Here is a 25,610-nt window from a genome sequence, read left to right as displayed (position 1 = left end):
TTCCAGCTCAAATAAAAAGAGCCCATAGTTTAAGGATGGGCTCTTTCGGCTACAAGTTTTAAAAACAATTATGCGGTTTCAGATACTAAATCTAGCTCTTCTAACATCGCTTCTAAGCGATCAATTTCCGTCTCATTAAAGACTGGGATGCCAGACTCAATGACCTCTTGCGCTGCAATACCAGCGCCAGACGCCTCTTTACCACTGAAGGCAGCGCCTGAGATGTCGCGATTACCACAGGCTGGGCTATCTGCTTTCATCAAAGCCGCAACGCACCCCTCTCGCTTTGCCAGTTCTGCTGTGAGCTCGGCGCCAAGAACAAACTGCGGAGTAACGTCTTCGCCTTCATCTGTGATGACTTCAACCGGAATACGACGAGCAATAGTGGCGTAGGGGCGAGGGACAGTGAGACCACCGGCGACCTCGGGACAGATCCTAACGAGGCGATCTTCGTTTTGTAGCCTCTCTAGCAGGGGGTGATTAATGAGGTTGTGACGTCCATCGTATCGAACGTTTTCGCCCAAAAGACAGGCGCTGATAAGCACTTTATTCATAAATGTGTGACCGTGTTTTTTTATTATTGTGTCGTAGATGTCGCTGTACGACGATTTAGTGGTTGGCGATCATACAGAAGTGGAAAGGGGAAGTCAGCCTGTGAGTCTCAATCAATGGTCTTACACAGGCTGTTAGGCTCTTTAAGCCTCTGGACGGGCGTCCACCATAAAGGTTGCTTCACCCGTTGCGATTACCTTGTCGCCAACATAAACGTTGGTGTCACAAAGGACACGACGACGGCGTTCATTGATCTCTTTAACGGTGATTTCTGCTCTCGCTGTTTGCCCGATAAAAAGGGGTGCCTTGAACTTAATCTGCTGATCAACATAGATCGCTCCAGGTCCAGGAAGTTTCGTACCGGCCACAGTAGAGATTAATGCCGCACTTAGCATGCCGTGGGCAATGCGCTGGCCGAATGGAGTTGTCGCCGCATACTCTTCGTTGATGTGTACAGGATTGGTGTCACCCGAAATGCCTGCAAAGCCATAGACATCTGCCTCAGAAATGGTCTTTGCAAAACTGTCGCTCATACCAACTTCAAGGTCTTCTAAGTAGTAGCCGTGTAAATTATCCATAAATCATCCTAAACAGTGTGGAATTGGGTTTTTGCAACAGGTTACTCACTTTTTCATGGGGTGCAAGAGAGGTCGCAAGATTCCCCAGTGGGGATAAATCAGGTATCTTTGCGTTTCGTTATATTGAATGGACTAAACTTTCTACCATGATCATTAAACCAAAAATTCGCGGTTTCATCTGCACAACAACTCACCCAACAGGCTGTGAAGCAAACGTTCGCGAGCAAATTGCGAAGACTCAAGCGCAAGGAACGATTGATGGTCCTAAGCGTGTACTTATTGTAGGTGCATCATCGGGTTATGGTTTGAGTTCACGTATAACAGCAGCCTTTGGTGCGGGTGCTTCTACCATTGGTGTCTTCTTTGAAAAAGAGGGAACCGAGAAGAAACCAGGTACCGCGGGTTGGTATAACTCGGCGAGTTTTGAAAAGCTGGCCCACGAAGCAGGGCTTTACGCTAAATCGATTAACGGCGACGCTTTCTCTCATGAAGCGAAAGCGAAAACCATTGAGATGATCAAAGAGGACTTAGGTCAAATTGATCTTGTGGTCTATTCGCTGGCGTCTCCTGTTCGTAAAATGCCAGACTCTGGTGAGGTGATTCGTTCTGCCTTGAAGCCGATCGGTGAGGTCTACCGTTCAACAGCGATCGATACTAACAAAGATGTCATCATCGAAGCGGAAGTCGAACCAGCCAATCAAGAAGAGATCGACGCAACCGTCAAAGTGATGGGCGGTCAGGATTGGGAGCTTTGGATCGAAGCTCTGGATGAAGCAGGAGTTTTGGCTGACGGTGCTAAAACCGTTGCTTACAGCTACATTGGTACCGATATCACTTGGCCGATCTACTGGCACGGTACCCTTGGTAAAGCGAAGCAGGATTTGGATCGTGCTGCCTCTGAATTGAATGCGCGCTTGTCGAAAAAGGGTGGTCAAGCAAACGTAGGGGTTCTTAAGTCCGTTGTGACACAGGCCTCGTCTGCTATTCCTGTGATGCCACTCTATCTAGCTATGGTGTTCAAAATCATGCGTGCTGAAGGTGTTCATGAAGGGTGCCAAGAGCAGATTGACCGACTATTCCGCACCGGTCTCTACGGTGACAGCTGCGAAATGGACGAAGGCAACCGCTTCCGTCTAGATGATTGGGAGCTTCGTGGCAGTATTCAAACGGCGTGTAAAGCCCTATGGCCAGATGTCACTTCTGAAAATCTGTTTGAATTGACCGATTACCAACTCTACAAAGATGAGTTCTTGAAGCTGTTCGGCTTCGGTATTGACGGTGTTGATTACGACGCTGAAGTGGATACTTTGGTTCCGTTCAAGCCACTCGAATTGTCTTAATACAAGTCAACTCAAAAAAAACCGGCTATGTGCCGGTTTTTTATTGTCAGTTGCTACAGGTGATCGTAAAGCCCATAGAGTGCGTATGGATTTTTCTGATTTCAGTCTTGGTGCACTCACATAAGATTGGCTACACTGTCACCATCAAACATTTAGAGCGTTTTTTAGATGAAATACAAAGGCTTTCCAAAATTTTCTCATAGCCAGAAAGATAAAATCGGCGTCCTTGTGACCAATCTGGGTACACCGGATGCACCGACTCCCAAAGCGCTTAAACGCTACCTTAAGGAGTTTCTTTGGGATCCTCGTGTCGTGGAAGTTCCGCGTCCAATTTGGTGGATGGTTCTCAATCTTATCATCTTAAATATACGCCCGAAGCGTTCTGCTGAAGCCTACTCAACCGTGTGGACGGACGAAGGCTCACCGCTTCTTACTCATACTAAAAATCAGACAGAAGCTATCCGTAACCATTTTGAATCGCTGTATGGCGATCGCGTCGTGGTTGATTTTGCGATGCGTTATGGCAATCCATCGATTGAATCAGTGCTAGATCGCATGCAAGAAGCGGGTGTTCGAAAGTTAGTAGTGTTGCCACTCTATCCGCAATACAGCGCTTCAACGACCGCTTCTACCTTTGATGCGGTAGCGAGTGATTTTCAAAAACGCCGTCTGATTCCAGATTTCCGTTTTATTCAGCAGTACGCTGATGAACCTGCTTACATTGAGGCGGTAGCAGAGAAGATCCAAGCTCATTGGGCTGAGCATGGGCGAGCGGATAAACTCATTCTCTCTTATCATGGTGTACCAAAACGATACCTTTTAAATGGCGATCCGTACCACTGTCAGTGTCATAAAACGACACGACTGATTGCCGATCGTTTGGGGTTAGAAGAGGGGGAGTACATGACCTGCTTCCAGTCTCGATTTGGTCGCGAAGAGTGGTTGAAGCCATATACTGATGAGACGCTTAAATCCCTACCTGGCCAGGGTGTGAAATCTGTTCAGGTGGTCTGCCCTGGGTTTTCGTCTGATTGTCTTGAGACCATTGAAGAGATCGGTGAAGAGAACCGCGAATATTTCGAAGAGGCGGGTGGTGAGCGTTATGAATACATTGAAGCGCTAAACTCTGATGCATCACACATTAACATGCTGTGTGGATTGATTGATCGTGAACTTCAAGGGTGGATCTCCAAACCTGAAGATGATTATCAATTACGAGCATCCGAAGCCAAAGCTAAAGGCGCGGAACAGTAGAGTTTGTTCTGCGCTAAAAAGCACTTTGCCTAGTGAATACTTTAGGCCACAATAGAATCTAATCTATTGGATCAGGAGGTCTGTGATGTCTGCTACGAAACCGCACCCTAAATTTCTTGAAGCGATGAGTCAGTTGTCACAGATGGACGAAGATGAGCGATTATCAGAGGCGAACAAAGAGCTGTTTGATCAAGCGATCAAGTACGCCCCACTCGATATTCAGCCTCAATTGATTGCGATTCAGAAAAAGTACGAAACCCCACTGCACTGATTGCTCGTTTATTGATCACTCCAATGCGACAGCTGGGACTTTAACCTCTCAATTTTAGCTTCAGCTCGATCCTCTCTAATTTTCGGTGGCGTATCAGTTGTGCGTCGCCCACCGTAAGACTGAACGGTCACTTGCCCATGTTTGACCTCGCTGGCGCGTTTAACACTGTTAGCGCGTCGATCAAAAGGTGAAGTACGACGTTCGGGGCCTTCATAGGCATCATGAATCGCCTGTCGCCACCAGTCATAAGCCGCATCATAAGAGACCAGTAGTTCGCTGGCGCGCTCTCCAGAGGGGAATTCCCAAAAGTAACGTATCTTTCCTTCTACAAGGTCACGAATAAGATAAGCGTCTTTGAGCTGGTTGAGCAGTGTCATGTTTAGTCCGTTAAATGGATTGTCTGGAATCTTTTCATAAGAGTAGACTATAAATCTGTGTTCTTAAACGGAAGTCTTTCAGATAAGTAAGATTTTTGTGATGACAGATAGTCCCGCTCCTCATCAACGAAGTTAGCGATCGCTTTGTGAAATTCTGGGTGATTAACCCAATGTACAGAGTGAGTAAATATAGGTTCAAAACCGCGCTTAATCTTATGTTCTCCCTGTGCACCTGAGTCAAAGCGCTTGAGCTGTCGTGCAATGCAGTAGTCGATCCCCTGGTAGTAGCAGGTCTCGAAGTGCAGCGCGTCATACTCTTCATAACAGCCCCAATAGCGACCATAGAGCGTACTGCTGTCATGGAAGGATAGGGCGCCCGCAACGATTTTTCCGTCAAGTTGTGCAAAGACAAACAGCATCTGCTCGGGCATGGTGTGCACTAATTCGGTAAAGAAACTCTCATTTAGGTAGGGCTCACGTCCCCGTTTAAGGTAGGTGAGTGAGTAGAGTTCGTAAAACTGCTGAAGTTGATCTTGGGTAATATCTGAACCTGAGAGGTGAATGAATTTAAACGCCTCGGTTTTTTCGCGCTCTTTACGCAGCTCTTTGCGTTTTCGAGAAGTGAGCCCTTCTAGGAAGTGGTTAAAGTCACGATAATCTCTATTAAACCACTGATACTGCAGTCCGCTTCTGATTAACAAATCCCTAGGCAGAGCGCTTTTTATCGATGAGTCGTTTGGAAAGAGAAGGTGCCAGCTCTCTAATTTGTACTCGCTAGCAAAGGTTTTAATCGCTTGGGATATTCTCTGTAGAGACTCTTCAGCTTTCAGTTTACCTACCCATCTCGGGCCGGTTGATGGCGTAAAAGGGACTGCGCTTAGAAGCTTTGGATAGTAGTTTAAGCCGGATTGATGGAAAGCGTTTGCCCAACTCTGATCAAAAACATACTCACCCCAAGAGTGGTATTTAATATAGAGAGGGAGATAGATAATCGTCTCACCCTCCTCAATTAATTCTAAGTGACAGGGTTGCCAACCCTGTTCCGTCGAAACAGACCCTGAATGTTCCATCGCGGCCAAGAATTCATGACGCAGAAAGGGATAGTCGGAATCCTTAAGTTCATTCCAACGATGCTTATCAATACTATTAATGGATTGATGAGTCCTAATTTCCATCTGCTTGGTCTATATTTAAGAAAAGGTTAGGTCGTTACGAGGAGTATATAGAAATGGATGAACTAGAACTCGAATTTCAGCTAGATGCTCAACTTGCTGCGGATACGATTAAGTTGGGTGATTTCCCGCTCTCTTCGGTTTTGCTGATGAATGATAGCCAATATCCTTGGCTGATTCTTGTACCTCGTCGTGCGGGTATGACAGAGATCTACCATCTCAGTGCAGAGGATCAACAGCAGATGCTGCTGGAGACCAGTGCACTGGCTCAAGCGTTATCCGATATCTTCGCGGCCAAAAAGATGAATGTTGCGAATCTAGGTAACATGGTTTCCCAATTGCATATACATGTTATCGCCCGGTTAGAGAGTGATCCTGCTTGGCCAGGACCAGTCTGGGGGAAAGTGCCAGCACAGCCTTACAGCTCAGATGAGCTAGCCTCTGTCAAAGAGCGTTTGGATGCCTTGTTAACCGGTGAAGTTGAGTTTAGAGCGGTATAATCAGCGTTTGACAGGTTGAAAACCAGTTACCGCTCTTCGTAGATAGTTTGACGTCCCAAAGGTGACAGGCCTTAAGCCTGTCACCCGCTCTAGAATCCACAAGATACTCTTTGAAATACCAAAAATTGCCCTGTAATAGCCTGTTAATTCAGGTATAATTCTCGCCTTTCGGCCATAGGCCTAACCATTTTAGTTAATACTCGTTTCAGCGGGTTTTAGTAGATAGGACAGCAGAGTTATGCGCAGCCACTATTGCGGCGATCTTCGTGAAGAACATATTGGACAAGAAATTACCCTGGCAGGTTGGGTGCACCGTCGTCGTGACCACGGTGGCGTAATCTTCCTAGATCTTCGTGATCGTGAGGGTTTGACACAGGTTGTGTTTGATCCAGATCGCGAAGAGAGTTTCGCGTTGGCGGATAGCTGCCGTAACGAGTTCGTAGTTGAGGTTAAAGGCCTTGTTCGTGCTCGGCCAGAGGGTACTTCCAACCCGGATATGCCAACGGGTGCTATCGAGGTGCTGGGTAAAGAGCTGATCATCCTGAACAAGGCTGAAACTCCTCCTTTTCAGTTGGATGAGCACCAGCAAGTGGGTGAAGATGTTCGTCTTCGTCACCGCTACGTCGATCTCCGCCGTCCAGAGATTCAAGAGAAGCTTCGTTTCCGCTCTAAAGTGACTCACCAGGTTCGTGCTTACCTTGAAGATCAAGGTTTCCTAGATATCGAAACGCCGATTCTGACTCGTGCTACACCAGAGGGTGCACGTGACTACCTAGTCCCAAGCCGTACTCATGAAGGTAGCTTCTTCGCACTGCCTCAGTCACCACAGCTGTTTAAACAACTGCTGATGGTCTCTGGCTTTGATCGCTACTACCAAATTGCTAAGTGTTTCCGTGATGAAGACCTGCGTGCTGATCGTCAGCCAGAGTTCACTCAGATCGATATCGAGACCTCATTCCTTGATGAGCACGAGGTGATGGCAATCACTGAAAATATGATCCGTGGCCTGTTCAAAGATCAATTGAACATCGATCTAGGAGAGTTCCCGCACATGCCATACTCTGAGGCGATGCAGTGTTTTGGTTCTGATAAGCCAGACCTGCGTATTCCTATGGAGCTGGTTGATGTTGCAGATCTGGTCGCAACTGTCGACTTTAAAGTGTTTGCTGGCCCAGCAACGGATCCAAAAGGTCGCGTCGCGGCTCTTAAAGTACCGGGCGGTTCTGAGCTGACTCGTAAGCAGATTGATGAGTACACTAAGTATGTATCAATCTACGGTGCGAAAGGTTTGGCGTGGATCAAAGTGAATGATCTAGCGGCTGGCGCTGAAGGCCTTCAGTCTCCAATCGTTAAGTTCTTGGGTGCAGAGATTGCGCTGCAGATTATGGAGCGCCTTGAAGCGAAAGATGGTGATCTTGTCTTCTTCGGTGCGGATAAAGCCAACATCGTTAACGAAGCCTTGGGTGCGCTGCGTATCAAAGTGGGTGAAGACCTTAACATGCTTGAGCGTGAGTGGGCGCCACTATGGGTTGTCGACTTCCCAATGTTCGAAGAGAACTCCGATGGCAGCATGACAGCGCTTCACCACCCATTCACAGCACCGAGCTGTTCACCAGAAGAGTTGATTGCTCAGCCTGAAGGTCAGCTGTCACGTGCCTACGACATGGTTCTTAACGGTTGTGAGCTTGGTGGTGGTTCGGTTCGTATCCACGATCAAGAGATGCAGAAAGCGGTCTTCAAAGTACTGGGTATCAGTGATGAAGAGGCGGACGAGAAGTTTGGATTCCTATTGAACGCGCTTAAGTTTGGTGCGCCACCACACGCGGGTCTGGCATTTGGTCTTGACCGTCTGATTATGCTGATGACGGGTTCTACTTCGATTCGTGAAGTGATCGCCTTCCCTAAAACTCAGTCAGCGGCTTGTCCAATGACTGAAGCACCGGGAGAAGTGAGCGCGGCTCAACTGCGTGATCTAAACATCAAGTTGCGTAAAACACCTTAATCGAGTGTTTGATTAAAAAAAACCGGCGGTAAGCCGGTTTTTTTGTGTCTCTGGAAAATGCTGAAAGACTTACAACTCGCAGATGCGAGTTGATCGCGGTTTTTCGCTGCGCTCAAATTCGCTCCTACAGTCGAGCTACGCAGAGAGATCGTTGCAAAGTCCTACTATAGGAGCGTATTGGCGCCCCGCGCCAAACCGCGATCGATTGGACTTGCTAATCGAATTTAATGCTCCGGTGACTGGCTTTAGCCTGTCAACCGCTGTCTGTTTAAGGTATTGGTCTCAATCACAACTACTGTTAGTATATACAGCATTACAACAATCTCTACGACAGGCGACCGATGCTGATATTGGGAATCGACCCAGGTTCAAGAATTACCGGATACGGCATCATCAATGCTCAGGGTAATAAGGCTGAGTACGTTGCCAGTGGTTGTATCAAAATCGCAGATGCGACCCTTCCTGATAAGTTAAACCAAGTCTTTAGCGGTGTCTCTGAACTGATTGAGCGCTACCAGCCTCAAGAGTGTGCGATAGAGCAGGTCTTTATGTCTCGTAACGCTGACTCTGCGCTTAAGCTCGGGCAGGCTAGAGGGGCAGCTATCGTAGCGGCCGTCAATCGAGGCGTAGAGGTTCATGAATATGCGGCACGCCTGGTGAAGCAGGCAGTAGCTGGAACTGGCGCTGCGGATAAGGGGCAGGTCCAGATGATGGTGCAACGTATTTTGTCACTTCCGGGGTTGCCACAGATCGATGCGGCTGATGGGTTGGCCATCGCACTTTGTCATGCCTATACCCGTCAAGGCTTAATAGCGACAGCGGGAACTCGTCGTTCAGTAAAAGGGCGATGGAGATTGTAGATGCTTTCGAATAATATCAATGCGTTACTTTATTGAGGTCAGATTGTGATAGGTCGTTTAACAGGTGAATTGGTAGAGAAGTCACCTCCTGAATTGCTGATAGATGTTTCCGGTGTCGGTTATGAACTGGAAGCGTCCATGAATACCTTCTACAAATTGCCGGATGTCGGCACCTTTGTAACGCTGTATACACACTTCGTTGTGCGTGAAGATGCACAGCTTCTTTATGGATTTGCCGACAAAAACGAACGCACTCTGTTTCGAACCCTGATCAAGGTGAATGGGGTGGGGCCTAAGTTGGCGTTGACCATTCTTTCGGGTATCTCCGTCCAAGAGTTCATTCGAACGGTTCAGCATGAGGACAGTACAGCCCTGGTACGTCTGCCGGGTGTCGGTAAAAAAACCGCTGAGCGTTTAATCATCGAGATGAAGGATAAGCTGGATCGACTTGAGCTACCGACCCGTGTTGAAGCGGAACTGAGTGATTTTGCAATGCCCATCGTGGATGCGAAGCCTACCGTCGATTACAGAGCAGATGCAGAGACGGCACTGGTCGCATTGGGTTATAAACCGCTGCAAGCAACTAAGGCGATTGAAAAAGCGGTCACCGAATTGGGTGAGACGGCCGATACAGAATCGTTGATTCGTCAGGCACTTAAGATGATGGTGGCAAGCTAAGATGCAGATTGAACCTGATCGTTTTATATCGCCGGTTAAGACACCCAATGAAGAGGTGCATGATCGCGCGGTTCGCCCTAAGACACTTCAAGACTATGAAGGTCAGCCGCAAGTTCGAGAGCAGATGGAGATCTTCATCCATGCCGCTCGCAAGCGTAATGAAGCACTGGATCATACTCTGATCTTTGGCCCGCCAGGATTGGGTAAAACCACACTGGCCAATATTATTGCCAATGAGATGGGCAGTGAAATTAAAACCACCTCTGGCCCTGTTTTAGAGAAAGCGGGTGATATTGCAGCTCTTCTGACCAATCTTGAGCCGGGAGATGTGCTCTTCATAGACGAGATTCATCGACTCAGTGCCAGTGTCGAAGAGGTACTCTATCCCGCGATGGAGGACTACCAGCTCGATATCATGATCGGTGAAGGCCCAGCTGCACGATCGATCAAACTGGAACTGCCCCCCTTTACGTTAGTCGGTGCTACGACACGTGCCGGCTTATTGACGTCACCACTGCGTGATCGTTTCGGTATTGTGCAGCGGTTAGAGTTCTATTCGATTGCCGATCTGACCAATATTGTCATGCGAACGGCACGTTTAAGTGGTTCTGAAATCGATGAGGGTGGTGCGCACGAGATTGCACGTCGTTCTCGCGGTACTCCTCGTATTGCCAACCGGCTCCTGCGCCGTGCACGTGACTTCTCTGAAGTGAAAGGGGATGGGCGTATCACCGAAGAGATGGCTGATCTGGCATTGAATATGCTCAATGTCGATCAACATGGTTTTGATCACATGGACCGTCGAATGCTGCTCGCCATGCTAGAAAAGTTTGGTGGTGGTCCTGTTGGTGTGGACAGTCTTGCGGCAGCCATTAGCGAAGAGCGTGACACCATCGAAGACGTTCTCGAGCCCTATTTGATTCAGCAAGGTTTTGTCATGCGCACGCCAAGAGGGCGGGTGCTAACCGACCATGCTTACCGATACTTTGGTGTCGATAAGCCTGAAGGAAACTAGTTTATTATGGCGTTTCAGTGGCCTGTCAGAGTCTACATAGAAGATACCGATTTTGGCGGTATTGTTTACTACGTTAATTATCTAAAATTTATGGAGCGTGCTCGGACGGAGTTGTTGCGTTCGGCGGGTTGGTCGCAGCACGAACTGTCACAGCAAAATTTGATTTTTGTGGTTGGTTCGGTGGAGGCGCAATATTTAGCGCCGGCTAGGCTTGATGATTCGTTAATTGTCAGAACAACCGTCAAAAAACCGCAAGGTGCACGTGTTAAATTTCTGCAAGCTGTTGTTAAGGAGGGATCTGATAGAGTCCTCTGCCAAGCAGAAGTTGAAGTGATATCCGTCACTGGAGCCATGCGTCCGAAACGCTGGCCAAAAGAGTTAATTACATCAATCACCCAAGCGCATCCGGAAGCTTGGGATTAACAGGAGTTGAGTGTGGAAGATCAGCTGTCGATTTGGAGTCTCGTATTTGGTGCGAGTTTCGTCGTCCAGTTAGTTATGTTGTCGCTTTTGGCGGCTTCGTTTTTATCTTGGGTTGTTATCTTTCAACGTCGCCGCGTCATTAGCGGTGCACAAAAAGCGTTTAAAGCATTTGAAGAGCGTTTTTGGTCGGGTGCTGATTTAGGTCAGCTCTACCGCGAAGCCAATGCTGAACCTAATTCAGAGAGCGGAGCTGAAAATATTTTCCGTGCTGGACTCAAAGAGTTTACACGTCTGACACAGCAGTCAAATGCTGATCCGGATATGGTGATGAACGGTGTGCAGCGAGCCATGCGTGTCGCAATGGCACGTGAAGAGGAGAAGCTCGAAGCGCACCTTCCTTTCCTTGCAACGGTGGGTTCTACCAGCCCCTATGTCGGTCTGTTTGGAACCGTGTGGGGTATCATGAATGCGTTTCGTGGTCTGGCTAACGTTCAGCAGGCGACCCTTGCCTCGGTAGCGCCGGGTATTTCAGAAGCCTTGGTCGCGACGGCTATAGGTCTGTTTGCGGCGATTCCGGCCGTGGTGGCCTACAACCGTTACTCAGCATCGGTGGATTCTCTGTTGAACAGTTACGAAACCTTTGCCGATGAGTTCTCTAGCATTCTTTACCGTCGCGTTCATGCTCGTTAAGGGTAAAAGATGATTAGGCGTCAGCGCACAAAGCGCAAATTGAATGCAGAGATTAACGTCGTACCCTATATCGATGTGACCTTGGTTCTGCTGATTATCTTTATGGTGACAGCTCCTATGTTGACTCAAGGCGTTGATGTGGAACTCCCGAAAGCCTCCTCTGAGCCTGTAGAGACTCAAGATGAAGAGCCATTGATCGTGACGGTTGATGCAGAAGGACTTTACTACATCAATTTGGGTGAAGATGAGACGGTTCCTAAAAGTGCCGAACAGATAGCGGGTCAGATCAGGCAGATACTCTCGGTTAACCCTGGAAAAATGATGTTGGTTCGAGGTGATCGTCAAGCGAGCTATGATCAGGTGGTTCAGTTAATGGTGCTGTTACAGGGTGCTGGAGCTGAACGAGTCGGTTTGGTGACGGAGTAGATCCTTGTTCGATCGTAGTTATCTTCTGCCAACCCTTTTTGCTGCACTGGTTCATGCACTGGTGTTGGTGGTTATTTCAGGGGTTTGGATCGGTCAAGAGGTGGATCGTAAAGCGCAGCCGCGACATATCGAGGCTCGAATGGTCGATCTTTCGGCTCTGGCTGAAAAGAAAGCCGCTGAAGAGAAATTGATGAAAGATAAAGCAGCTGCAGAGGCTGCGAAGAAAAAAGCCGCGGAACGAGCCAAGAAAGCCAAAGCCGATGAGGCAAAGCGCAAGAAAGCAGCGGACGCTAAACGTAAAGCGGATGCTAAAAAAGCCGCTGATAAGAAAAAAGCCGATGACGCTAAGCGCAAAAAAGCGGCTGAAGAGAAAAAGAGAGCAGAGGCTGAACGTAAAGCTGCAGAGCGTAAAAAAGCTGAAGCGGCTAAGAAAAAAGCTGATGCAGAGGCTAAAAAAGCCAAATTAAAAGCCGCTGAAGAGGCTAAGAAAAAGGCGGAAGCTAAGAAGCGTCAAGCGGAAGAGGCTAAACGCAAAGCTGCAGAAGAGGCCAAACGAAAAGCGGATGCAGAGCGTAAAGCCCAGGAGCAGGCTGAAGCAAAACGTCGCGAAGAGCTGGCAAGGCAGCGTGCCGCAGCAGCTGAAAGAGCAGCACAAACGGTCGCTGATGTAGGTGCCTACATTCGAACGCTAACAGAAGATAACTGGCGTCTGCCCTCTACAGCACGTAACGGGATGACAGCGACCGTGCGGATTCACTTCTTCCCATCGGGTGAAGTGGATCTGGCAGAGATTATTAAAAGCAGTGGTGACATGGCTTACGATCGATCAGTACTTCAGGCGATTGAGCGTGTAGGGCAGTATGAGTTGATTGCAAGCGTCGACCCGATTACGTTTGAGCGTAATTTGCGTAGAGTGTTAATTGAATTTAGACCTGAGGGATTGAGATGGTAAATCTTAACCAATTTAAAAGCCTGATATTTGTTCTGTTGTGGGCGCCACTAATCGTTAAAGCTGAATTGGTTGTCGAAGTGACACAGGGTCTTTCTGAGCCAACACCGGTAGCGGTTGTCCCTTTTAAGTGGACAGGGCAGGGTGCGCTCCCAGAAGATGTGGCGCAGATTGTCGATCAAGATCTATCACGTTCAGGTCTATTCACTACTTTACCAAGATCAGCGATGTTAAGCCTGCCTTCTGAGCGCAGCCAGGTCTTCTTCCGTGATTGGCGAATGACGAAGAGTGACTTCCTTGTGGTCGGTAAAATCGAGCCGATCTCCGCGACACGCGTCAGCCTTCGCTATGAACTTTATGATGTTCTTAAAGAGGAGAACATCATGATCCAGCCTTTAGAGAGTGACATTAACCAACTTAGAGATGCGGCTCACTTTATTGCGGATCAGATCTATCAGGCACTGACAGGCAATCGTGGTGCTTTTTCAACTCGCATCGTCTACGTCACCGCTGAACAGTTGACCAGTCAAACCTCTCGCTACCGTCTTGAGATGGCTGACTGGGATGGCAACCGTCCGCGTGTAATTTTAGAGTCACGCGAACCGATCATGTCACCGAGCTGGTCCGCGGATGGCAAGAAGATCGCTTACGTTTCGTTTGAAACGGGTCGTCCATCAATCTATGTTCAGTACCTGGCAACCGGGAAACGCGAACGAATCCAATCATTCTCCGGCTTGAATGGTGCGCCGGCTTGGTCACCTGATGGCAATAAGCTAGCACTGGTGCTCTCTAAAGACGGTAATGCCGAGATCTATGTGTTGGATGTGACCTCGGGTCAGTTGCAACGAGTGACTAATCACTATGGGATCGATACCGAGCCAAGCTGGGCGCCCGATGGTGAGTCGCTCTTCTTCACCTCTGACCGAGGAGGGTCGCCACAGATCTATCGTCTATTCTTGGCGACACGTCAAATGACTCGAGTAACCTACGAAGGAAACTACAACGCCCGTGCCAGCATGACCCCTGACGGTCGCTTCCTAGCGTTGATTCACCGCTCAGGTGGGTCAGGTAATCGCTTCTCTGTTGCGGTATTGGATCTAAAGACTGATCGACTCGATATTCTGACAGAGACCGGTTTGGAAGAGTCTCCCACCATTGCGCCTAATGCCAGCGTAGTCCTTTATGCAACGCAAGAGGGTAATCAAGGTGTGCTATCAGCAGTCTCTTTGGATGGTCAGGTACGATTTAGAATGCCGAATACTCGTGGTGATGTTCGCGCTCCTGCATGGAGTCCCTACCTTTATTAATGTTGGTAGTATAATTCCACATAACCGGACAGGTTATTCCTGTCCGTCATAAACACCCCCGCCTTCGGTTTTAAAAAGCATCTATATAACAAACCGTTAACTGTTTATTCAAAATTAGTTAGCTGTTTGTCCTGTAAATTAACTACATAATCACTGAAAGCCCCTCTCCCTCTGTAGCGGCAATAAACCTCTGTCAGGTATAATTTGCGCGATTTTGGGAAAGGTCCGTCTGTACGATTGAGCTTCAAAAGAGCGAGATGGTTTCAGTACGAGGCTTTAAAAATTTTTAGCGGATTGGAATAAAGCGAATGATCAAGATCAGAAAGGGTCTAGATCTGCCTATCACAGGTGCACCAGAACAGAAGGTATCCCCTTCAGCTGATGTTAAAACTGTGGCGCTTCTAGGAGCCGATTACGTTGGTCTAAAACCAACAATGATGGTTCGGGAAGGGGATCGAGTAAAACTCGGTCAGGTGATCTTTACTGATAAGAAGAATGATGGCGTTCAATTCACAGCTCCTGGTGCAGGGGTTGTTACTGCGATTAATCGCGGTGAACGTCGAGTGCTACAGTCAGTCGTCATTGAATTGGATTCAGACGAAGACGCAGTTGAGTTTTCTAGTTACGCAGCTTCTGAGCTTGCCTCTTTGGAAGAGTCTCAGGTTCGTGAAAACCTAATTGCTTCAGGGTTGTGGGCTTCTCTAAGAACTCGTCCTTTCGGTAAGGTACCAGCAGTCGATGCGGTACCAAGTTCGATCTTTGTGACTGCGATGGACACCAATCCATTAGCGATGGACCCTAGCGTTGTTCTAAGTGCCGAAAAAGAGGCGTTTGAACAGGGTCTAACCGTTCTGACTCGCATCCAAGCCAACAACGTTTATCTCTGTGCAGCTCCAGGTACAGAGCTACCTTCCGTATCTGGTGTTACAACAGAAACCTTTGAAGGTACTCACCCTGCCGGCAACGTAGGTACACACATTCACTTCCTTGATCCTGTTCACCGTAACAAGCAGGTATGGTACTTGGGTTACCAAGATGTGATCGCGATCGGTAAGTTATTTACAACGGGTCGTTTGAGCACTGAGCGTTACCTATCTTTAGCGGGTCCCCAAGTTGAGGTGCCTACGCTGCTTAAAACACGTGTTGGTGCGTCACTTGATGAGTTGACGGCTGGTCAGCTTAAAGCTGGCGATAACCGTGTGATCAATGGCTCTGTTTGGAATGGTGCTAAAGCGTCTGGTCCAACCGCTTACCTTGCGCGTTACGCCAACCAGGTAAGCGTTCTTCGTGAAGGCACAGAACGTGAATTCATGGGTTGGGTAGCACCAGGCACAGAGAAATTCTCTGTGATGAACATGTTTGTATCTATGTTCAAGCCGGGTAAAAAGTTTGCCTTTACTACAACAACAAACGGTTCAGAACGTGCCATGGTTCCTACTGGTCAGTTTGAACGTTTGATGCCCCTAGATATTCTTCCAACTCAACTGCTTCGTTCACTGGTTGTCGGCGATATCGCTGTTGCTATGGACCTTGGTTGTCTTGAGCTGGAAGAGGAAGATCTGGCGCTCTGTACTTTTGCCTGCCCAGGTAAATATGAGTACGGCGAGATCCTTCGTGACAACCTTTCTCGTATAGAGAAAGAAGCCTAAGGAGGAGAAGATTATGAGCTTACGTGGTTTTTTTGATTCTTTAGAACCTCACTTCCACAAAGGTGGTAAGTACGAGAACTGGTACGCACTCTACGAAGCGGTAGATACCATTTTCTACACGCCAGGTGCCGTGACTAAGACAGCCTCACACGTTCGTGATGCGGTTGACCTAAAACGTATGATGATCCTGGTTTGGATGTGTACCTTCCCTGCGGTATTTGCTGGCCTGTACAATGTTGGCTTCCAAGCAAACAGCGCAATGGAAGTGCTTGGCCTGACCGAAGCGGAAGGCTGGCGGGGTGCTGTAATTTCTGCTCTTGCAGGTTACGACGCAACAAGCGCCTGGGATAACATCCTACATGGTGCCATGTACTGGCTACCCATCTATGCAACGACCTTTATTGTAGGTGGCTTCTGGGAAGTCCTATTTGCAATGAAGCGTGGCCATGAAGTGAACGAAGGTTTCTTCGTAACTTCGATCCTTTTCTCACTGATTCTTCCTCCGACTGTTCCGCTATGGCAGGTCGCACTGGGCATCAGCTTTGGTGTTGTTATCGGTAAAGAGGTGTTCGGTGGTACTGGTAAAAACTTCCTTAACCCAGCACTGACAGGCCGTGCATTCCTATTCTTTGCTTACCCAGCACAGATGTCAGGTGATGCGATCTGGACCGCAGTTGATGGCTTCTCAGGTGCAACACCGCTTGGTCTAGCCGCTGCCGGTGGTATCGAGGGCGTTCTTGCTGCAAACGTGACTTGGATGGATGCTTTCCTAGGCTCGATTCAAGGTTCAGTGGGTGAAACCTCAACATTGGCGATCATGATTGGTGGTGCAGTGTTGCTGTTTGCTCGTGTTGCCGCGTGGCGAATTGTTGCCGGTGTTTTCCTCGGCATGGTTGCGACCACGTTACTGTTCAATGCGATCGGTTCTGAAACCAATCCAATGTTCAGCGTTCCTTTCTACTGGCATCTTGTTATGGGTGGATTCGCGTTCGGTATGTTCTTTATGGCGACCGACCCAGTTTCTGGCTCAATGACGGATAAAGGTAAGTGGGTTTTTGGTGCTCTAATCGGCGTGATGGTTGTTCTTATCCGCGTGGTTAACCCAGCATTCCCAGAAGGTATGATGCTCGCGATCCTATTCGCGAACCTCTTTGCGCCGCTCATCGATAATTTCGTGGTGCAAGCGAACATCAAACGGAGGATCGCACGTAATGTCGGCTAATAACGATACGATTAGCAAAACGGTTACGGTAACCGTTCTGCTATGTGTAATCTGTTCGGTAGTGGTGTCAGCAGCAGCTGTCATCCTTAAACCCAAACAGGTTGCTAACAAAGATCTTGACCGTAAGACAAACATTCTTGCGGCAGCGGGTCTTCTTCAACCAGGCAAATCGGTTGATGAGCTGTTCGCACAGATCACAACCAAAGTTGTTGATATGGAAACAGGCAAGTTCACTGATGCAGTAGACGGTGCTAAGTTCGATATCCAGAAGGCGGCTAAAGACCCTGCTCTATCAAAATCACTGTCGCGTGAAGATGATAAAGCGTCGATCAAGCGTCAGCCTAACTTCATGCCAGTCTACGTTGTAGAAGGCAATAACGGTGCACTGGATAAGATCATCCTGCCTGTTCACGGATACGGTCTTTGGTCAACGCTGTACGGCTTCCTAGCATTGGAAGGTGATCTAAATACAGTGGTCGGTCTAGGCTTCTACTCACACGCAGAGACTCCGGGTCTTGGTGGTGAGGTGGACAACCCAGCTTGGAAAGCGATCTGGCCGGGCAAAAAAGTCTACGCCAATGACATGCAGAAGCCAGAGCTTCAGCTGATCAAAGGTAAGGTTGATGCATCGACAGTTAACGCTGAGTACAAAGTTGACGGCCTTTCAGGTGCAACGTTGACGGGTAACGGTGTCACTAACCTTGTTCAATTCTGGATGGGCAAAAACGGCTACGCTCCGTTCTTGGCTAACCTTCGTGCAGGAGACGCTTAATCATGGCTAAGTCAAAAGAGATCTTGACGACCCCTATCTTTAAGGACAACCCAATTGCACTGCAAATCTTGGGTGTATGTTCTGCACTAGCGGTTACGTCAAACATGGCAACGGCACTGGTTATGTCGTTGGCTGTTATTGTGGTTACCGCATTCTCGAACATGTTCGTGTCGATTATTCGTAACCATATCCCGGGTAACATCCGTATCATCGTTCAGATGACGATCATTGCATCCTTGGTAATCGTTGTTGACCAGTTCCTGAAAGCCTACGCTTACGATATCTCTAAGCAGCTTTCGGTATTCGTTGGTTTGATCATCACTAACTGTATCGTAATGGGTCGTGCAGAAGCCTTCGCGATGAAGAACCCACCACTACCAAGCTTCTTAGATGGTATTGGTAACGGTCTTGGTTACGGCGCTGTATTGATGTTTGTCGGTTTCTTCCGCGAACTCTTTGGTGCAGGTTCACTGTTCGGTATCGAGATTCTTCCGCTAGTCACTAATGGTGGTTGGTACCAGAGCAACGGTCTATTGTTGCTTCCTCCAAGTGCCTTCTTCCTAATCGGTATCTTCATCTGGATCATCCGCTCTTGGGATCCAAAACAAGTTGAGGCGCCAGATTTTGAAATGGCGGCTAACACTAAAGGAGGTTCTCACTAATGGAACAGATGATCAGTCTTGCCGTTAAGGCGATCTTCGTTGAGAACATGGCGCTCGCATTCTTCTTGGGAATGTGTACCTTCTTGGCGATCTCTAAGAAGGTTCAAACAGCCTTTGGTTTAGGTGTAGCCGTTATCGTTGTATTGGCGATTACGACTCCAGTAAACAACCTGATCTTCAACCTATTGCTTCGTGAAGGGGCATTGGCTTGGGCGGGTTACCCAGAAGTTGACCTTAGCTTCCTAGGTTACATCTCTTACATCGGCGTTATCGCTGCGATCGTTCAGATCCTAGAGATGTTCCTAGATAAATTCGTTCCAGCGCTTTACAACGCGTTGGGTGTCTTCCTACCACTGATCACAGTTAACTGTGCAATCATGGGTGCTGCGCTGTTCATGGTTGAGCGTGACTACACCTTTGGTGAGAGTGTTGTTTACGGCACGAGCGCAGGTATCGGTTGGGCACTTGCGATCACAGCCTTGGCTGGTATTCGTGAGAAGCTGAAGTACTCAGATGTACCAGAGGGTCTACGTGGTCTAGGTATCACCTTCATCACTGTAGGTCTGATGTCACTGGGCTTCATGTCGTTCTCTGGCGTACAGCTGTAAGTGGTCTTCTAGGAGAGGAATGAATTAGCTATGAATGCAGAAATCATCCTAGGCGTGGTGATGTTTACAGTCGTGGTATTAGCACTGGTTGCTATTATCTTGGCTGCCCGCGCTAAGCTGGTTAGCTCCGGCAACGTAACAATTGAAATTAACGGTGATCCTGAAAAAACAATCACAGTGCCTGCAGGCGGTAAATTGCTGCAGACTCTAGCGGACAAGGGTGTATTCCTTGCCTCTGCTTGTGGTGGTGGCGGTACCTGTGCCCAGTGTAAGTGTGAAGTTCATGAAGGTGGCGGTTCTATGTTGCCTACTGAAGAGTCACACTTCACAATGCGTGAAGCAAAAGAGGGCTGGCGTCTAAGCTGTCAGGTGCCTGTTAAACAGGATATGAAGATTCATGTTGAAGATGATGTCTTCGGCGTTAAGAAGTGGACCTGTACGGTTGACTCTAACCCGAACGTTGCTACCTTCATCAAAGAGCTGACGTTGCGTCTGCCTGAAGGCGAGAACGTCGACTTCCGCGCAGGGGGTTACGTTCAGCTAGAGTGTCCACCACACACCGTAAACTACAAAGACTTCGCAATCGAGGAAGAGTATCACCCAGATTGGGATAAGTTCGATATTTGGCGTTACGTCTCTAAAGTCGACGAGACAACGATTCGTGCTTACTCGATGGCGAACTACCCTGAAGAGCGCGGTGTGGTTAAGTTCAATATCCGTATTGCAACGCCACCTCCAGGTCGTGACGATGTGCCACCAGGCATCATGTCATCGTACGTATTTAGCCTGAAACCAGGTGATACTATTGATGTTTACGGACCATTCGGTGAGTTCTTCGCTCGCGAGACTGACAATGAGATGGTCTTCATCGGCGGTGGTGCAGGTATGGCGCCAATGCGCTCACACATCTTCGATCAGCTTAAGCGTCTAAACTCTAAGCGTAAGATCTCTTTCTGGTACGGTGCACGCTCTGTTCGTGAAGCGTTCTACACAGAAGAGTTCGATAAGTTGGCTGAAGAGAATGAGAACTTCGAATGGCACCTAGCACTGTCTGATCCACTTCCAGAAGATAACTGGGAAGGTCTGACTGGCTTCATCCACAACGTCCTTCTAGAGAACTACTTGAAGGATCATGAAGCACCAGAGGATTGTGAGTACTACATGTGTGGGCCACCAATGATGAACGCAGCGGTGATCGACATGCTACTCAACCTAGGTGTTGAACGTGAGAACATCATGCTTGACGACTTCGGTGGCTAATAGATGATTTCAGGTTTTCAAAGCCTTATTAAATGGCCGGTAGCTATGCTACTGGCCGTTTTTGTTCTAACGGGCTGTAACTTTTTTGAAAATGAGAAGGTGGTTGGCATTGATGGTCAAACCATGGGCACTACCTTCAGTATGCGCTGGGTTGACCTTAATGAAGATCGAATCAACGATATTCGCAATCGTGCCGGTAAGGTTCTAGCAACCGTTAATCAGCAGATGTCGACCTACATTCCTAATAGTGAACTCTCGACCTTTAATAAGCTTCCTGCAGGCAGTGAGATGGAAGTCTCAGACGCGCTGGCAGCGGTTGTAGAGCAGTCATTGACGATCAGTGAACGATCCGGCGGGGCGTTTGATGTCACAGTGGGTCCGTTGGTTAACCTTTGGGGCTTTGGGCCCAATGGCCGTATCGAAAAGGCACCTACCGAGGCAGAGATCGCTTCGTTGAAGGAACGTATTGGTTACCAAAAAGTCGAGGTTTTAAAAGACCCCACTCGTTTGCGAAAATTAGGACAGCAGTATGTTGATCTGTCGGCCATCGCTAAAGGCTACGGCGTTGATCAACTGGCTGAGACTCTCGAAGCCGAAGGTATTTACAACTATTTGGTTGAGATCGGCGGTGAGCTTCGCGCTAAAGGCTTGAAGCCAGATGGTTCACACTGGCGCATTGCCATTGAGTCACCGGCATCGATGGAGCGCAGTATCGGACGAATCATTAATGTTAAGGATACGGCGATTGCTACATCCGGTGATTACCGAAACTACTTTGAGGAAGGCGGTGTCCGTTTTTCGCACACCATTAATCCTGAGACGGGTAAACCGATTACTCACCGCTTAGCGTCAGTAACCGTATTAATGCCGACCTGTGCTGAGGCGGATGCATTAGCAACGACCCTGATGGTCATGGGCGAAAACAGAGGCTTTGAGTTCGCCAAAGAAGAGGGGATAGCAGCCTACTTCTTATATAAGTCAGAGCAGGGTGATACATTTATCGAACAGGCAACAGCAGAGTTTGAAGCCTTTGTTCAAGAAGGAGAGTAAGCCATGGAAATTATGGTCATTACATTTATTGTTCTACTGGTTGTCATCGTTGGTATGTCAGTAGGCGTGATCTTCTCGAATAAGCCAATTAAGGGCTCTTGTGGTGGCATGAGTGCACTTGGCATGGATACAGTTTGTGATATCTGTGGCGGTCGTCCCGAAGATTGTGATGGCGAGCAAGACGCGGTCCAAAAGAAAGAGATTAATAAAGACGATCTAGCTTACGAAGTTAAGTAGATCGATCGACGATAACGACAAGGAAAGTTGAGGTACTAAATGGCAGCCTACGAATACGATGTAGTGGTAATTGGCTCGGGTCCTGCGGGTGAGGGTGCTGCAATGAATGCAGCTAAAAAAGGTCGCCGTGTAGCGGTGATCGAAGAGCAGTCCACAGTCGGCGGTAACTGTACTCATAAAGGTACCATCCCTTCTAAAGCGCTGCGTCACTCCGTTAAACAGATCATCGAGTTCAACACCAACCCAATGTTCCGTGATATCGGTGAACCACGCTGGTTCTCATTTCCTAAAGTGTTAAGTCGTGCCGAGAAGGTGATCTCTAATCAGGTCATGCTACGCACTAACTTCTATGCGCGCAATCGTGTTGATCTCTTCTTTGGTGAAGCCAAGCTGGTTTCAAACAGTGAAGTCAGTATTGTAGGTAATAACGGCAGTGCTGATACGCTCAAAGCGAAAAACATCATCATCGCAACGGGCTCCAGCCCATACTGTCCACCGGATGTTGATTTTAACCACCCACGTATCTACAACTCAGACACTGTGCTTAAACTCTGCCATACACCACGCAATATGGTGATCTACGGTGCCGGTGTTATCGGTTGTGAATACGCCTCTATCTTCAGTGGGTTAGGGGTGAAAGTGGATTTGATCGACAATCGTGATCGTCTTCTATCTTTTCTAGATGGCGAGATCTCTGATGCGTTGAGTTACCACCTACGCAACAACGGCGTCATGATTCGTCACAACGAAGAGTATGACAAGATTGAAGGGACAGAGAACGGTGTCGTAATCACCATGAAGTCTGGTAAGGTCCTTCGTACGGATGCCTTCCTATGGTGTAACGGTCGTACCGGCAATACCGCACAACTTGATCTTGATAAGGTCGGTTTGAAAGCCAACGGTCGCGGACAGTTGGATGTTGATGATCACTACCGTACGGAAGTCGATGGTATCTACGCTGTAGGTGATGTGATCGGCTGGCCTGGCCTGGCATCAGCAGCGCTTGATCAAGGGCGTGCCGCTTCAGAAGATATGTTGGATGCCGATGATTTTCGTTTTGTCAGTGAAGTGCCTTCAGGTATCTATACCATTCCAGAGATCAGCTCGATCGGTAAAACCGAAGAGGAGCTTACCTCGGCAGCGGTACCCTACGAAGTGGGTCAAGCCTTCTTTAAAGATACTGCGCGTGCTCAGATTTCCGGTGAACCCGTTGGTATGCTGAAAATCTTGTTCCACCGTGAATCTCTGGAAATTCTGGGTATCCACTGCTTTGGTGACCAAGCATCCGAGATCATCCACATCGGCCAAGCGATCATGGCACAAGAGGGTGAAGCGAATACTGTGAAGTACTTTGTAAACACCACCTTCAACTACCCAACCATGGCTGAAGCCTACCGTGTTGCTGCTCTTGCGGGCCTAAACCGATTAGAGAGTAAATAAACTATTCTATGGTTGTTAAGAGCGCCTTAGGGCGCTCTTTTTGTTTAAGCCAAAGATCTATAACGGTATAACTAAATTAGCTACAATGGTTCATTACTTCACCGAAGGGGTTTGAACCGTGAGCGAGCTGACACCACTGCATGAGTTAAGGTCTAAAATCGAAGAGATCATCGTCGGCCAAGAGTCTGTGATCGATCGTCTTCTTATTGCGTTACTCAGTGGCGGGCACGTGCTCCTTGAAGGCCCACCGGGTCTAGCTAAGACAACTCTGGTTCATTCTCTCGCCGCGGGAATGAATGCCCGTTTTCAGCGTGTTCAATTTACACCGGATCTTATGCCAGCCGATTTGACTGGCAGTGAAGTGTTCGATGCCAATAGTGGCAGCTTCCGTTTTATCGAAGGACCACTGTTTCATGAGGTGTTACTGGCTGATGAGATCAACCGTGCGCCACCTAAGGTGCAATCTGCACTGTTGGAAGCCATGGCCGAGCATCAAATCACGGTGGCCGGTAAAACCTATCCTCTGCCTCCTGTCTTTATGGTGTTGGCAACTCAAAACCCCCTAGAACAATCGGGTACCTACCCTCTGCCTGAAGCTCAACTGGATCGTTTCCTATTCAAGATCGTATTGGACTACCCAAGCATCGATGAAGAGATCGAGATCACTCGTCGAGCTCGTGCCGCCCAGGAGGGGCATGTCGAGGCCGACATGCAGGCCCTACTGACACCCAGTGAGCTTCTTGCCCTGAGAGAGTCGTTAAACAGTGTCTTTATTGAAGAAAGGGTAGAGCGGTTTGCGATAGAGTTGGTCTCTGCCACTCGTCGATTAAATCAATACATCCCAGAGTGGTGTGGTTATGTGAAAGCGGGTGCGTCGCCCCGCGCGTCGATTGCTCTGCTTCAGGCGGCGACCGCAAGAGCACTACTGAATCAGCGTGATTTTGTGTTACCTGAGGATATTCATGCGCTTGCCGTTGATGTACTTCGTCATCGCTTGGTACTCAGCTTCTCGGCTAAGGCCGACGGGGTAACTGAAGAGGCAGTGATTCATCGTCTTTTAGAGACGCTCCCCGCGGTTTAACAGGTCTGTTGTGAACAGCTTAGTTGACCAACCACTGCTGACTCCTGATGAGATAGCACAACTGATTGCCTCTGGCGCTGCCTTGGCTTCACAGGTAGTAGGTCAGATTAATCAACGTCTAAACAGTGGTGCTAATAAAGCAGCATTATTAGGCAGTGGTACGGAATTTGATGACCTAAGGGTGTTTCAGTTTGGGGATGACCCTCGAAAGATCGATTGGCGCGCCTCTGCTCGATCTCAAGAGTGGTTAGTTAGATCCTACCGCAGTGAATTTCAGCAACCTCTTCAGTTGGTCGTTGATCGCAACTCAACCATGCGGTTTGGCACAAAGAAGCGTCTGAAAGTCACTCAAGCGGCTAGATTGTCACTCTGGTTAGCAGGTATTTACCATCAGCAAGATTATGCACTGGGTGCGTTTTTATTAGAGCAGAATGCCACTGTGTTTGACTCTAGGGTGGGGGATGACTGGCTCAACCTTCTCTGTGAGGCTTTGGTCTCGCCTGCACCGCCTTCGCAGAATTCAGCGATCAACTGGGATGCTGTTTTAACGCAACTTGTTTCTGATACACCCACCGGTGCTAAAGTCATTTTGATTTCAGATTTTAGATCGTTGAACTCAGATCACCGAGCGCTTTTAACTGAACTATCAGAAAAGAGATCATTGAGCGCGTTCCTCATTTCAGACCCCATGGAGAGAGATCCAAAGGCGCTGTTAGGTCGTGATTTGATCTGGGGTCCTAAGAGGTTCTGTGTCGATGACCAAGAGTCCATCGCTCGTATTCATCAAGCCTACTTGAATCGGTTGTTAGAGATTCAGGATCTAATGTCACAATCAGGCATCCCACTGATTGAGGTCTGTAGTTCGCTCGATCAGTTTACCCTGAGCCTGTTAGGTGGTGAGTATCATGAATGAAGCACCGTTAAGGCTGTTCGATATTTTGCCAATGGTTGACCACTCATCCAATCTGGCACTGACGGCTATACTCTCTCTGACAGTACTATTTACCCTATTTATTGCAATTTGGTACCGCTTTTTTACACCGCTGGCAAAGTTGCAGCGCGCACTATCAAATCAGTCAATGACGCCGCGTCAGGGCTGTCATCAATTAGCGGGAATCATGGTCATTGACACTGCCTTACTACAGGAACTGAACAGGTTGCGGTTTCAACCTGTTGAACCGACACTTGATGAAGTTCAAACATTGATCAAGAGGGCGCGACATGTTCTCTGATTG

The 25,610-nt window shown here is 48.3% G+C and carries 29 protein-coding genes; 25 read left to right on the top strand and 4 right to left on the bottom strand.

The features are described 5' to 3' along the window. Positions 1–68: 68 nt before the first annotated feature. Both XMD579_RS06955 and XMD579_RS06950 read right to left on the bottom strand, forming a co-directional pair. Positions 69–554, bottom strand: coding sequence for a DUF523 domain-containing protein (locus XMD579_RS06955; RefSeq protein ID WP_173482096.1), 486 nt, complete (start codon positions 552–554; stop codon positions 69–71). A 141-nt stretch (positions 555–695) separates the two neighbouring features. Then, positions 696–1,130 (bottom strand): MaoC family dehydratase, encoded by a 435-nt coding sequence (locus XMD579_RS06950; RefSeq protein ID WP_173483480.1) that lies wholly within the window; start codon positions 1,128–1,130, stop codon positions 696–698. Positions 1,131–1,276: 146 nt separating this feature from the next. On the opposite strand from XMD579_RS06950, the gene fabV reads away from it, so the two are divergent. From fabV to XMD579_RS06935, 3 genes are all read left to right on the top strand, one after another. Then, complete coding sequence (gene fabV / locus XMD579_RS06945; protein ID WP_173484072.1) at positions 1,277–2,470, top strand: enoyl-ACP reductase FabV; 1,194 nt, start codon at positions 1,277–1,279, stop codon at positions 2,468–2,470. A 168-nt stretch (positions 2,471–2,638) separates the two neighbouring features. Continuing rightward, positions 2,639–3,724 (top strand): ferrochelatase, encoded by a 1,086-nt coding sequence (gene hemH / locus XMD579_RS06940; RefSeq protein ID WP_173482093.1) that lies wholly within the window; start codon positions 2,639–2,641, stop codon positions 3,722–3,724. 85 nt (positions 3,725–3,809) lie between these two features. After that, positions 3,810–3,995, top strand: coding sequence for a hypothetical protein (locus tag XMD579_RS06935; RefSeq protein WP_173482092.1), 186 nt, complete (start codon positions 3,810–3,812; stop codon positions 3,993–3,995). Between the two features lie 8 nt (positions 3,996–4,003). Here the strand turns inward: XMD579_RS06935 and XMD579_RS06930 are convergent, their stop codons facing one another. Next, positions 4,004–4,372: a hypothetical protein gene (locus XMD579_RS06930; RefSeq protein ID WP_173482091.1), complete on the bottom strand. Its 369-nt coding sequence runs from the start codon at positions 4,370–4,372 to the stop codon at positions 4,004–4,006. Between the two features lie 47 nt (positions 4,373–4,419). After that, a complete protein-coding gene (locus tag XMD579_RS06925) occupies positions 4,420–5,547 on the bottom strand; it encodes a GNAT family N-acetyltransferase (RefSeq protein ID WP_173482090.1) in 1,128 nt (375 codons plus the stop codon). Positions 5,548–5,600: 53 nt separating this feature from the next. On the opposite strand from XMD579_RS06925, the gene XMD579_RS06920 reads away from it, so the two are divergent. The 22 genes from XMD579_RS06920 (at position 5,601) to XMD579_RS06815 (ending at position 25,607) form a co-directional block, all read left to right on the top strand. Beyond that, a complete protein-coding gene (locus XMD579_RS06920; protein ID WP_173482089.1) occupies positions 5,601–6,044 on the top strand; it encodes an HIT domain-containing protein in 444 nt (147 codons plus the stop codon). Between the two features lie 238 nt (positions 6,045–6,282). Continuing rightward, complete coding sequence (gene aspS / locus XMD579_RS06915) at positions 6,283–8,046, top strand: aspartate--tRNA ligase (RefSeq protein ID WP_173506123.1); 1,764 nt, start codon at positions 6,283–6,285, stop codon at positions 8,044–8,046. 341 nt (positions 8,047–8,387) lie between these two features. Further along, a complete protein-coding gene (gene ruvC / locus XMD579_RS06910) occupies positions 8,388–8,906 on the top strand; it encodes a crossover junction endodeoxyribonuclease RuvC (RefSeq protein ID WP_173484071.1) in 519 nt (172 codons plus the stop codon). A gap of 45 nt (positions 8,907–8,951) precedes the next feature. Then, the gene (ruvA, locus tag XMD579_RS06905; RefSeq protein WP_173482086.1) at positions 8,952–9,584 is read left to right on the top strand and encodes a Holliday junction branch migration protein RuvA; all 633 of its coding nucleotides are present in this window, start codon (positions 8,952–8,954) and stop codon (positions 9,582–9,584) included. A 1-nt stretch (position 9,585) separates the two neighbouring features. After that, positions 9,586–10,599, top strand: a complete 1,014-nt coding sequence (ruvB, locus tag XMD579_RS06900; protein ID WP_173482085.1) for a Holliday junction branch migration DNA helicase RuvB — start codon at positions 9,586–9,588, stop codon at positions 10,597–10,599. Positions 10,600–10,605: 6 nt separating this feature from the next. Then, positions 10,606–11,022 (top strand): tol-pal system-associated acyl-CoA thioesterase, encoded by a 417-nt coding sequence (gene ybgC, locus XMD579_RS06895; protein WP_173482084.1) that lies wholly within the window; start codon positions 10,606–10,608, stop codon positions 11,020–11,022. 12 nt (positions 11,023–11,034) lie between these two features. Further along, the gene (tolQ, locus tag XMD579_RS06890) at positions 11,035–11,712 is read left to right on the top strand and encodes a protein TolQ (protein WP_173482083.1); all 678 of its coding nucleotides are present in this window, start codon (positions 11,035–11,037) and stop codon (positions 11,710–11,712) included. Positions 11,713–11,721: 9 nt separating this feature from the next. Beyond that, the gene (tolR, locus tag XMD579_RS06885) at positions 11,722–12,138 is read left to right on the top strand and encodes a protein TolR (protein ID WP_173482082.1); all 417 of its coding nucleotides are present in this window, start codon (positions 11,722–11,724) and stop codon (positions 12,136–12,138) included. 4 nt (positions 12,139–12,142) lie between these two features. Further along, positions 12,143–13,090, top strand: a complete 948-nt coding sequence (gene tolA, locus XMD579_RS06880; protein WP_173483482.1) for a cell envelope integrity protein TolA — start codon at positions 12,143–12,145, stop codon at positions 13,088–13,090. Further along, entirely contained in the window at positions 13,084–14,394 is a 1,311-nt protein-coding gene (gene tolB / locus XMD579_RS06875; RefSeq protein ID WP_173482080.1) for a Tol-Pal system beta propeller repeat protein TolB, read from the top strand. The genes tolA and tolB overlap by 7 nt, the downstream gene beginning before the upstream one ends. Positions 14,395–14,702: 308 nt before the next feature. Further along, positions 14,703–16,043, top strand: coding sequence for a Na(+)-translocating NADH-quinone reductase subunit A (locus tag XMD579_RS06870; RefSeq protein ID WP_173482079.1), 1,341 nt, complete (start codon positions 14,703–14,705; stop codon positions 16,041–16,043). A 13-nt stretch (positions 16,044–16,056) separates the two neighbouring features. Then, positions 16,057–17,265, top strand: coding sequence for an NADH:ubiquinone reductase (Na(+)-transporting) subunit B (locus XMD579_RS06865; RefSeq protein WP_173482078.1), 1,209 nt, complete (start codon positions 16,057–16,059; stop codon positions 17,263–17,265). Further along, complete coding sequence (locus XMD579_RS06860) at positions 17,255–18,037, top strand: Na(+)-translocating NADH-quinone reductase subunit C (RefSeq protein ID WP_173482077.1); 783 nt, start codon at positions 17,255–17,257, stop codon at positions 18,035–18,037. Before XMD579_RS06865 ends, XMD579_RS06860 begins: the two co-directional genes overlap by 11 nt. Positions 18,038–18,039: 2 nt before the next feature. Beyond that, entirely contained in the window at positions 18,040–18,699 is a 660-nt protein-coding gene (locus tag XMD579_RS06855; protein WP_173482076.1) for an NADH:ubiquinone reductase (Na(+)-transporting) subunit D, read from the top strand. After that, positions 18,699–19,307: an NADH:ubiquinone reductase (Na(+)-transporting) subunit E gene (gene nqrE / locus XMD579_RS06850; protein ID WP_173483484.1), complete on the top strand. Its 609-nt coding sequence runs from the start codon at positions 18,699–18,701 to the stop codon at positions 19,305–19,307. The genes XMD579_RS06855 and nqrE overlap by 1 nt, the downstream gene beginning before the upstream one ends. Positions 19,308–19,337: 30 nt before the next feature. Next, the gene (nqrF, locus tag XMD579_RS06845) at positions 19,338–20,567 is read left to right on the top strand and encodes an NADH:ubiquinone reductase (Na(+)-transporting) subunit F (protein WP_173482074.1); all 1,230 of its coding nucleotides are present in this window, start codon (positions 19,338–19,340) and stop codon (positions 20,565–20,567) included. Between the two features lie 3 nt (positions 20,568–20,570). Next, entirely contained in the window at positions 20,571–21,617 is a 1,047-nt protein-coding gene (locus XMD579_RS06840; RefSeq protein ID WP_173506122.1) for an FAD:protein FMN transferase, read from the top strand. Between the two features lie 3 nt (positions 21,618–21,620). After that, complete coding sequence (gene nqrM, locus XMD579_RS06835) at positions 21,621–21,854, top strand: (Na+)-NQR maturation NqrM (RefSeq protein ID WP_173482072.1); 234 nt, start codon at positions 21,621–21,623, stop codon at positions 21,852–21,854. 39 nt (positions 21,855–21,893) lie between these two features. Next, complete coding sequence (gene sthA / locus XMD579_RS06830) at positions 21,894–23,294, top strand: Si-specific NAD(P)(+) transhydrogenase (RefSeq protein WP_173482071.1); 1,401 nt, start codon at positions 21,894–21,896, stop codon at positions 23,292–23,294. Between the two features lie 118 nt (positions 23,295–23,412). Further along, a complete protein-coding gene (locus tag XMD579_RS06825) occupies positions 23,413–24,375 on the top strand; it encodes a MoxR family ATPase (protein ID WP_173484065.1) in 963 nt (320 codons plus the stop codon). Positions 24,376–24,385: 10 nt separating this feature from the next. Continuing rightward, entirely contained in the window at positions 24,386–25,288 is a 903-nt protein-coding gene (locus XMD579_RS06820) for a DUF58 domain-containing protein (protein ID WP_173482069.1), read from the top strand. Continuing rightward, the gene (locus XMD579_RS06815; RefSeq protein WP_173483491.1) at positions 25,281–25,607 is read left to right on the top strand and encodes a hypothetical protein; all 327 of its coding nucleotides are present in this window, start codon (positions 25,281–25,283) and stop codon (positions 25,605–25,607) included. The genes XMD579_RS06820 and XMD579_RS06815 overlap by 8 nt, the downstream gene beginning before the upstream one ends. Positions 25,608–25,610 lie beyond the last annotated feature (3 nt).

It is taken from the genome of Marinobacterium sp. xm-d-579, from assembly GCF_013282935.1.
GTDB lineage: Bacteria > Pseudomonadota > Gammaproteobacteria > Pseudomonadales > Balneatricaceae > Marinobacterium_E.
The sequence above is the reverse complement of the archived record's forward strand: the minus strand, read 5'-3'. Positions and strand labels throughout refer to the sequence as shown.

Coding starts and splice junctions, on each gene's coding strand:
- XMD579_RS06955 (WP_173482096.1), bottom strand. CDS start 554: ATGAATAAAGTGCTTATCAGCGCCTGTCTTTTGGGCGAAAACGTTCGA.
- XMD579_RS06950 (WP_173483480.1), bottom strand. CDS start 1,130: ATGGATAATTTACACGGCTACTACTTAGAAGACCTTGAAGTTGGTATG.
- fabV (WP_173484072.1), top strand. CDS start 1,277: ATGATCATTAAACCAAAAATTCGCGGTTTCATCTGCACAACAACTCAC.
- hemH (WP_173482093.1), top strand. CDS start 2,639: ATGAAATACAAAGGCTTTCCAAAATTTTCTCATAGCCAGAAAGATAAA.
- XMD579_RS06935 (WP_173482092.1), top strand. CDS start 3,810: ATGTCTGCTACGAAACCGCACCCTAAATTTCTTGAAGCGATGAGTCAG.
- XMD579_RS06930 (WP_173482091.1), bottom strand. CDS start 4,372: ATGACACTGCTCAACCAGCTCAAAGACGCTTATCTTATTCGTGACCTT.
- XMD579_RS06925 (WP_173482090.1), bottom strand. CDS start 5,547: ATGGAAATTAGGACTCATCAATCCATTAATAGTATTGATAAGCATCGT.
- XMD579_RS06920 (WP_173482089.1), top strand. CDS start 5,601: ATGGATGAACTAGAACTCGAATTTCAGCTAGATGCTCAACTTGCTGCG.
- aspS (WP_173506123.1), top strand. CDS start 6,283: ATGCGCAGCCACTATTGCGGCGATCTTCGTGAAGAACATATTGGACAA.
- ruvC (WP_173484071.1), top strand. CDS start 8,388: ATGCTGATATTGGGAATCGACCCAGGTTCAAGAATTACCGGATACGGC.
- ruvB (WP_173482085.1), top strand. CDS start 9,586: ATGCAGATTGAACCTGATCGTTTTATATCGCCGGTTAAGACACCCAAT.
- ybgC (WP_173482084.1), top strand. CDS start 10,606: ATGGCGTTTCAGTGGCCTGTCAGAGTCTACATAGAAGATACCGATTTT.
- tolR (WP_173482082.1), top strand. CDS start 11,722: ATGATTAGGCGTCAGCGCACAAAGCGCAAATTGAATGCAGAGATTAAC.
- tolB (WP_173482080.1), top strand. CDS start 13,084: ATGGTAAATCTTAACCAATTTAAAAGCCTGATATTTGTTCTGTTGTGG.
- XMD579_RS06870 (WP_173482079.1), top strand. CDS start 14,703: ATGATCAAGATCAGAAAGGGTCTAGATCTGCCTATCACAGGTGCACCA.
- XMD579_RS06865 (WP_173482078.1), top strand. CDS start 16,057: ATGAGCTTACGTGGTTTTTTTGATTCTTTAGAACCTCACTTCCACAAA.
- XMD579_RS06860 (WP_173482077.1), top strand. CDS start 17,255: ATGTCGGCTAATAACGATACGATTAGCAAAACGGTTACGGTAACCGTT.
- XMD579_RS06855 (WP_173482076.1), top strand. CDS start 18,040: ATGGCTAAGTCAAAAGAGATCTTGACGACCCCTATCTTTAAGGACAAC.
- nqrE (WP_173483484.1), top strand. CDS start 18,699: ATGGAACAGATGATCAGTCTTGCCGTTAAGGCGATCTTCGTTGAGAAC.
- nqrF (WP_173482074.1), top strand. CDS start 19,338: ATGAATGCAGAAATCATCCTAGGCGTGGTGATGTTTACAGTCGTGGTA.
- XMD579_RS06840 (WP_173506122.1), top strand. CDS start 20,571: ATGATTTCAGGTTTTCAAAGCCTTATTAAATGGCCGGTAGCTATGCTA.
- nqrM (WP_173482072.1), top strand. CDS start 21,621: ATGGAAATTATGGTCATTACATTTATTGTTCTACTGGTTGTCATCGTT.
- sthA (WP_173482071.1), top strand. CDS start 21,894: ATGGCAGCCTACGAATACGATGTAGTGGTAATTGGCTCGGGTCCTGCG.
- XMD579_RS06815 (WP_173483491.1), top strand. CDS start 25,281: ATGAATGAAGCACCGTTAAGGCTGTTCGATATTTTGCCAATGGTTGAC.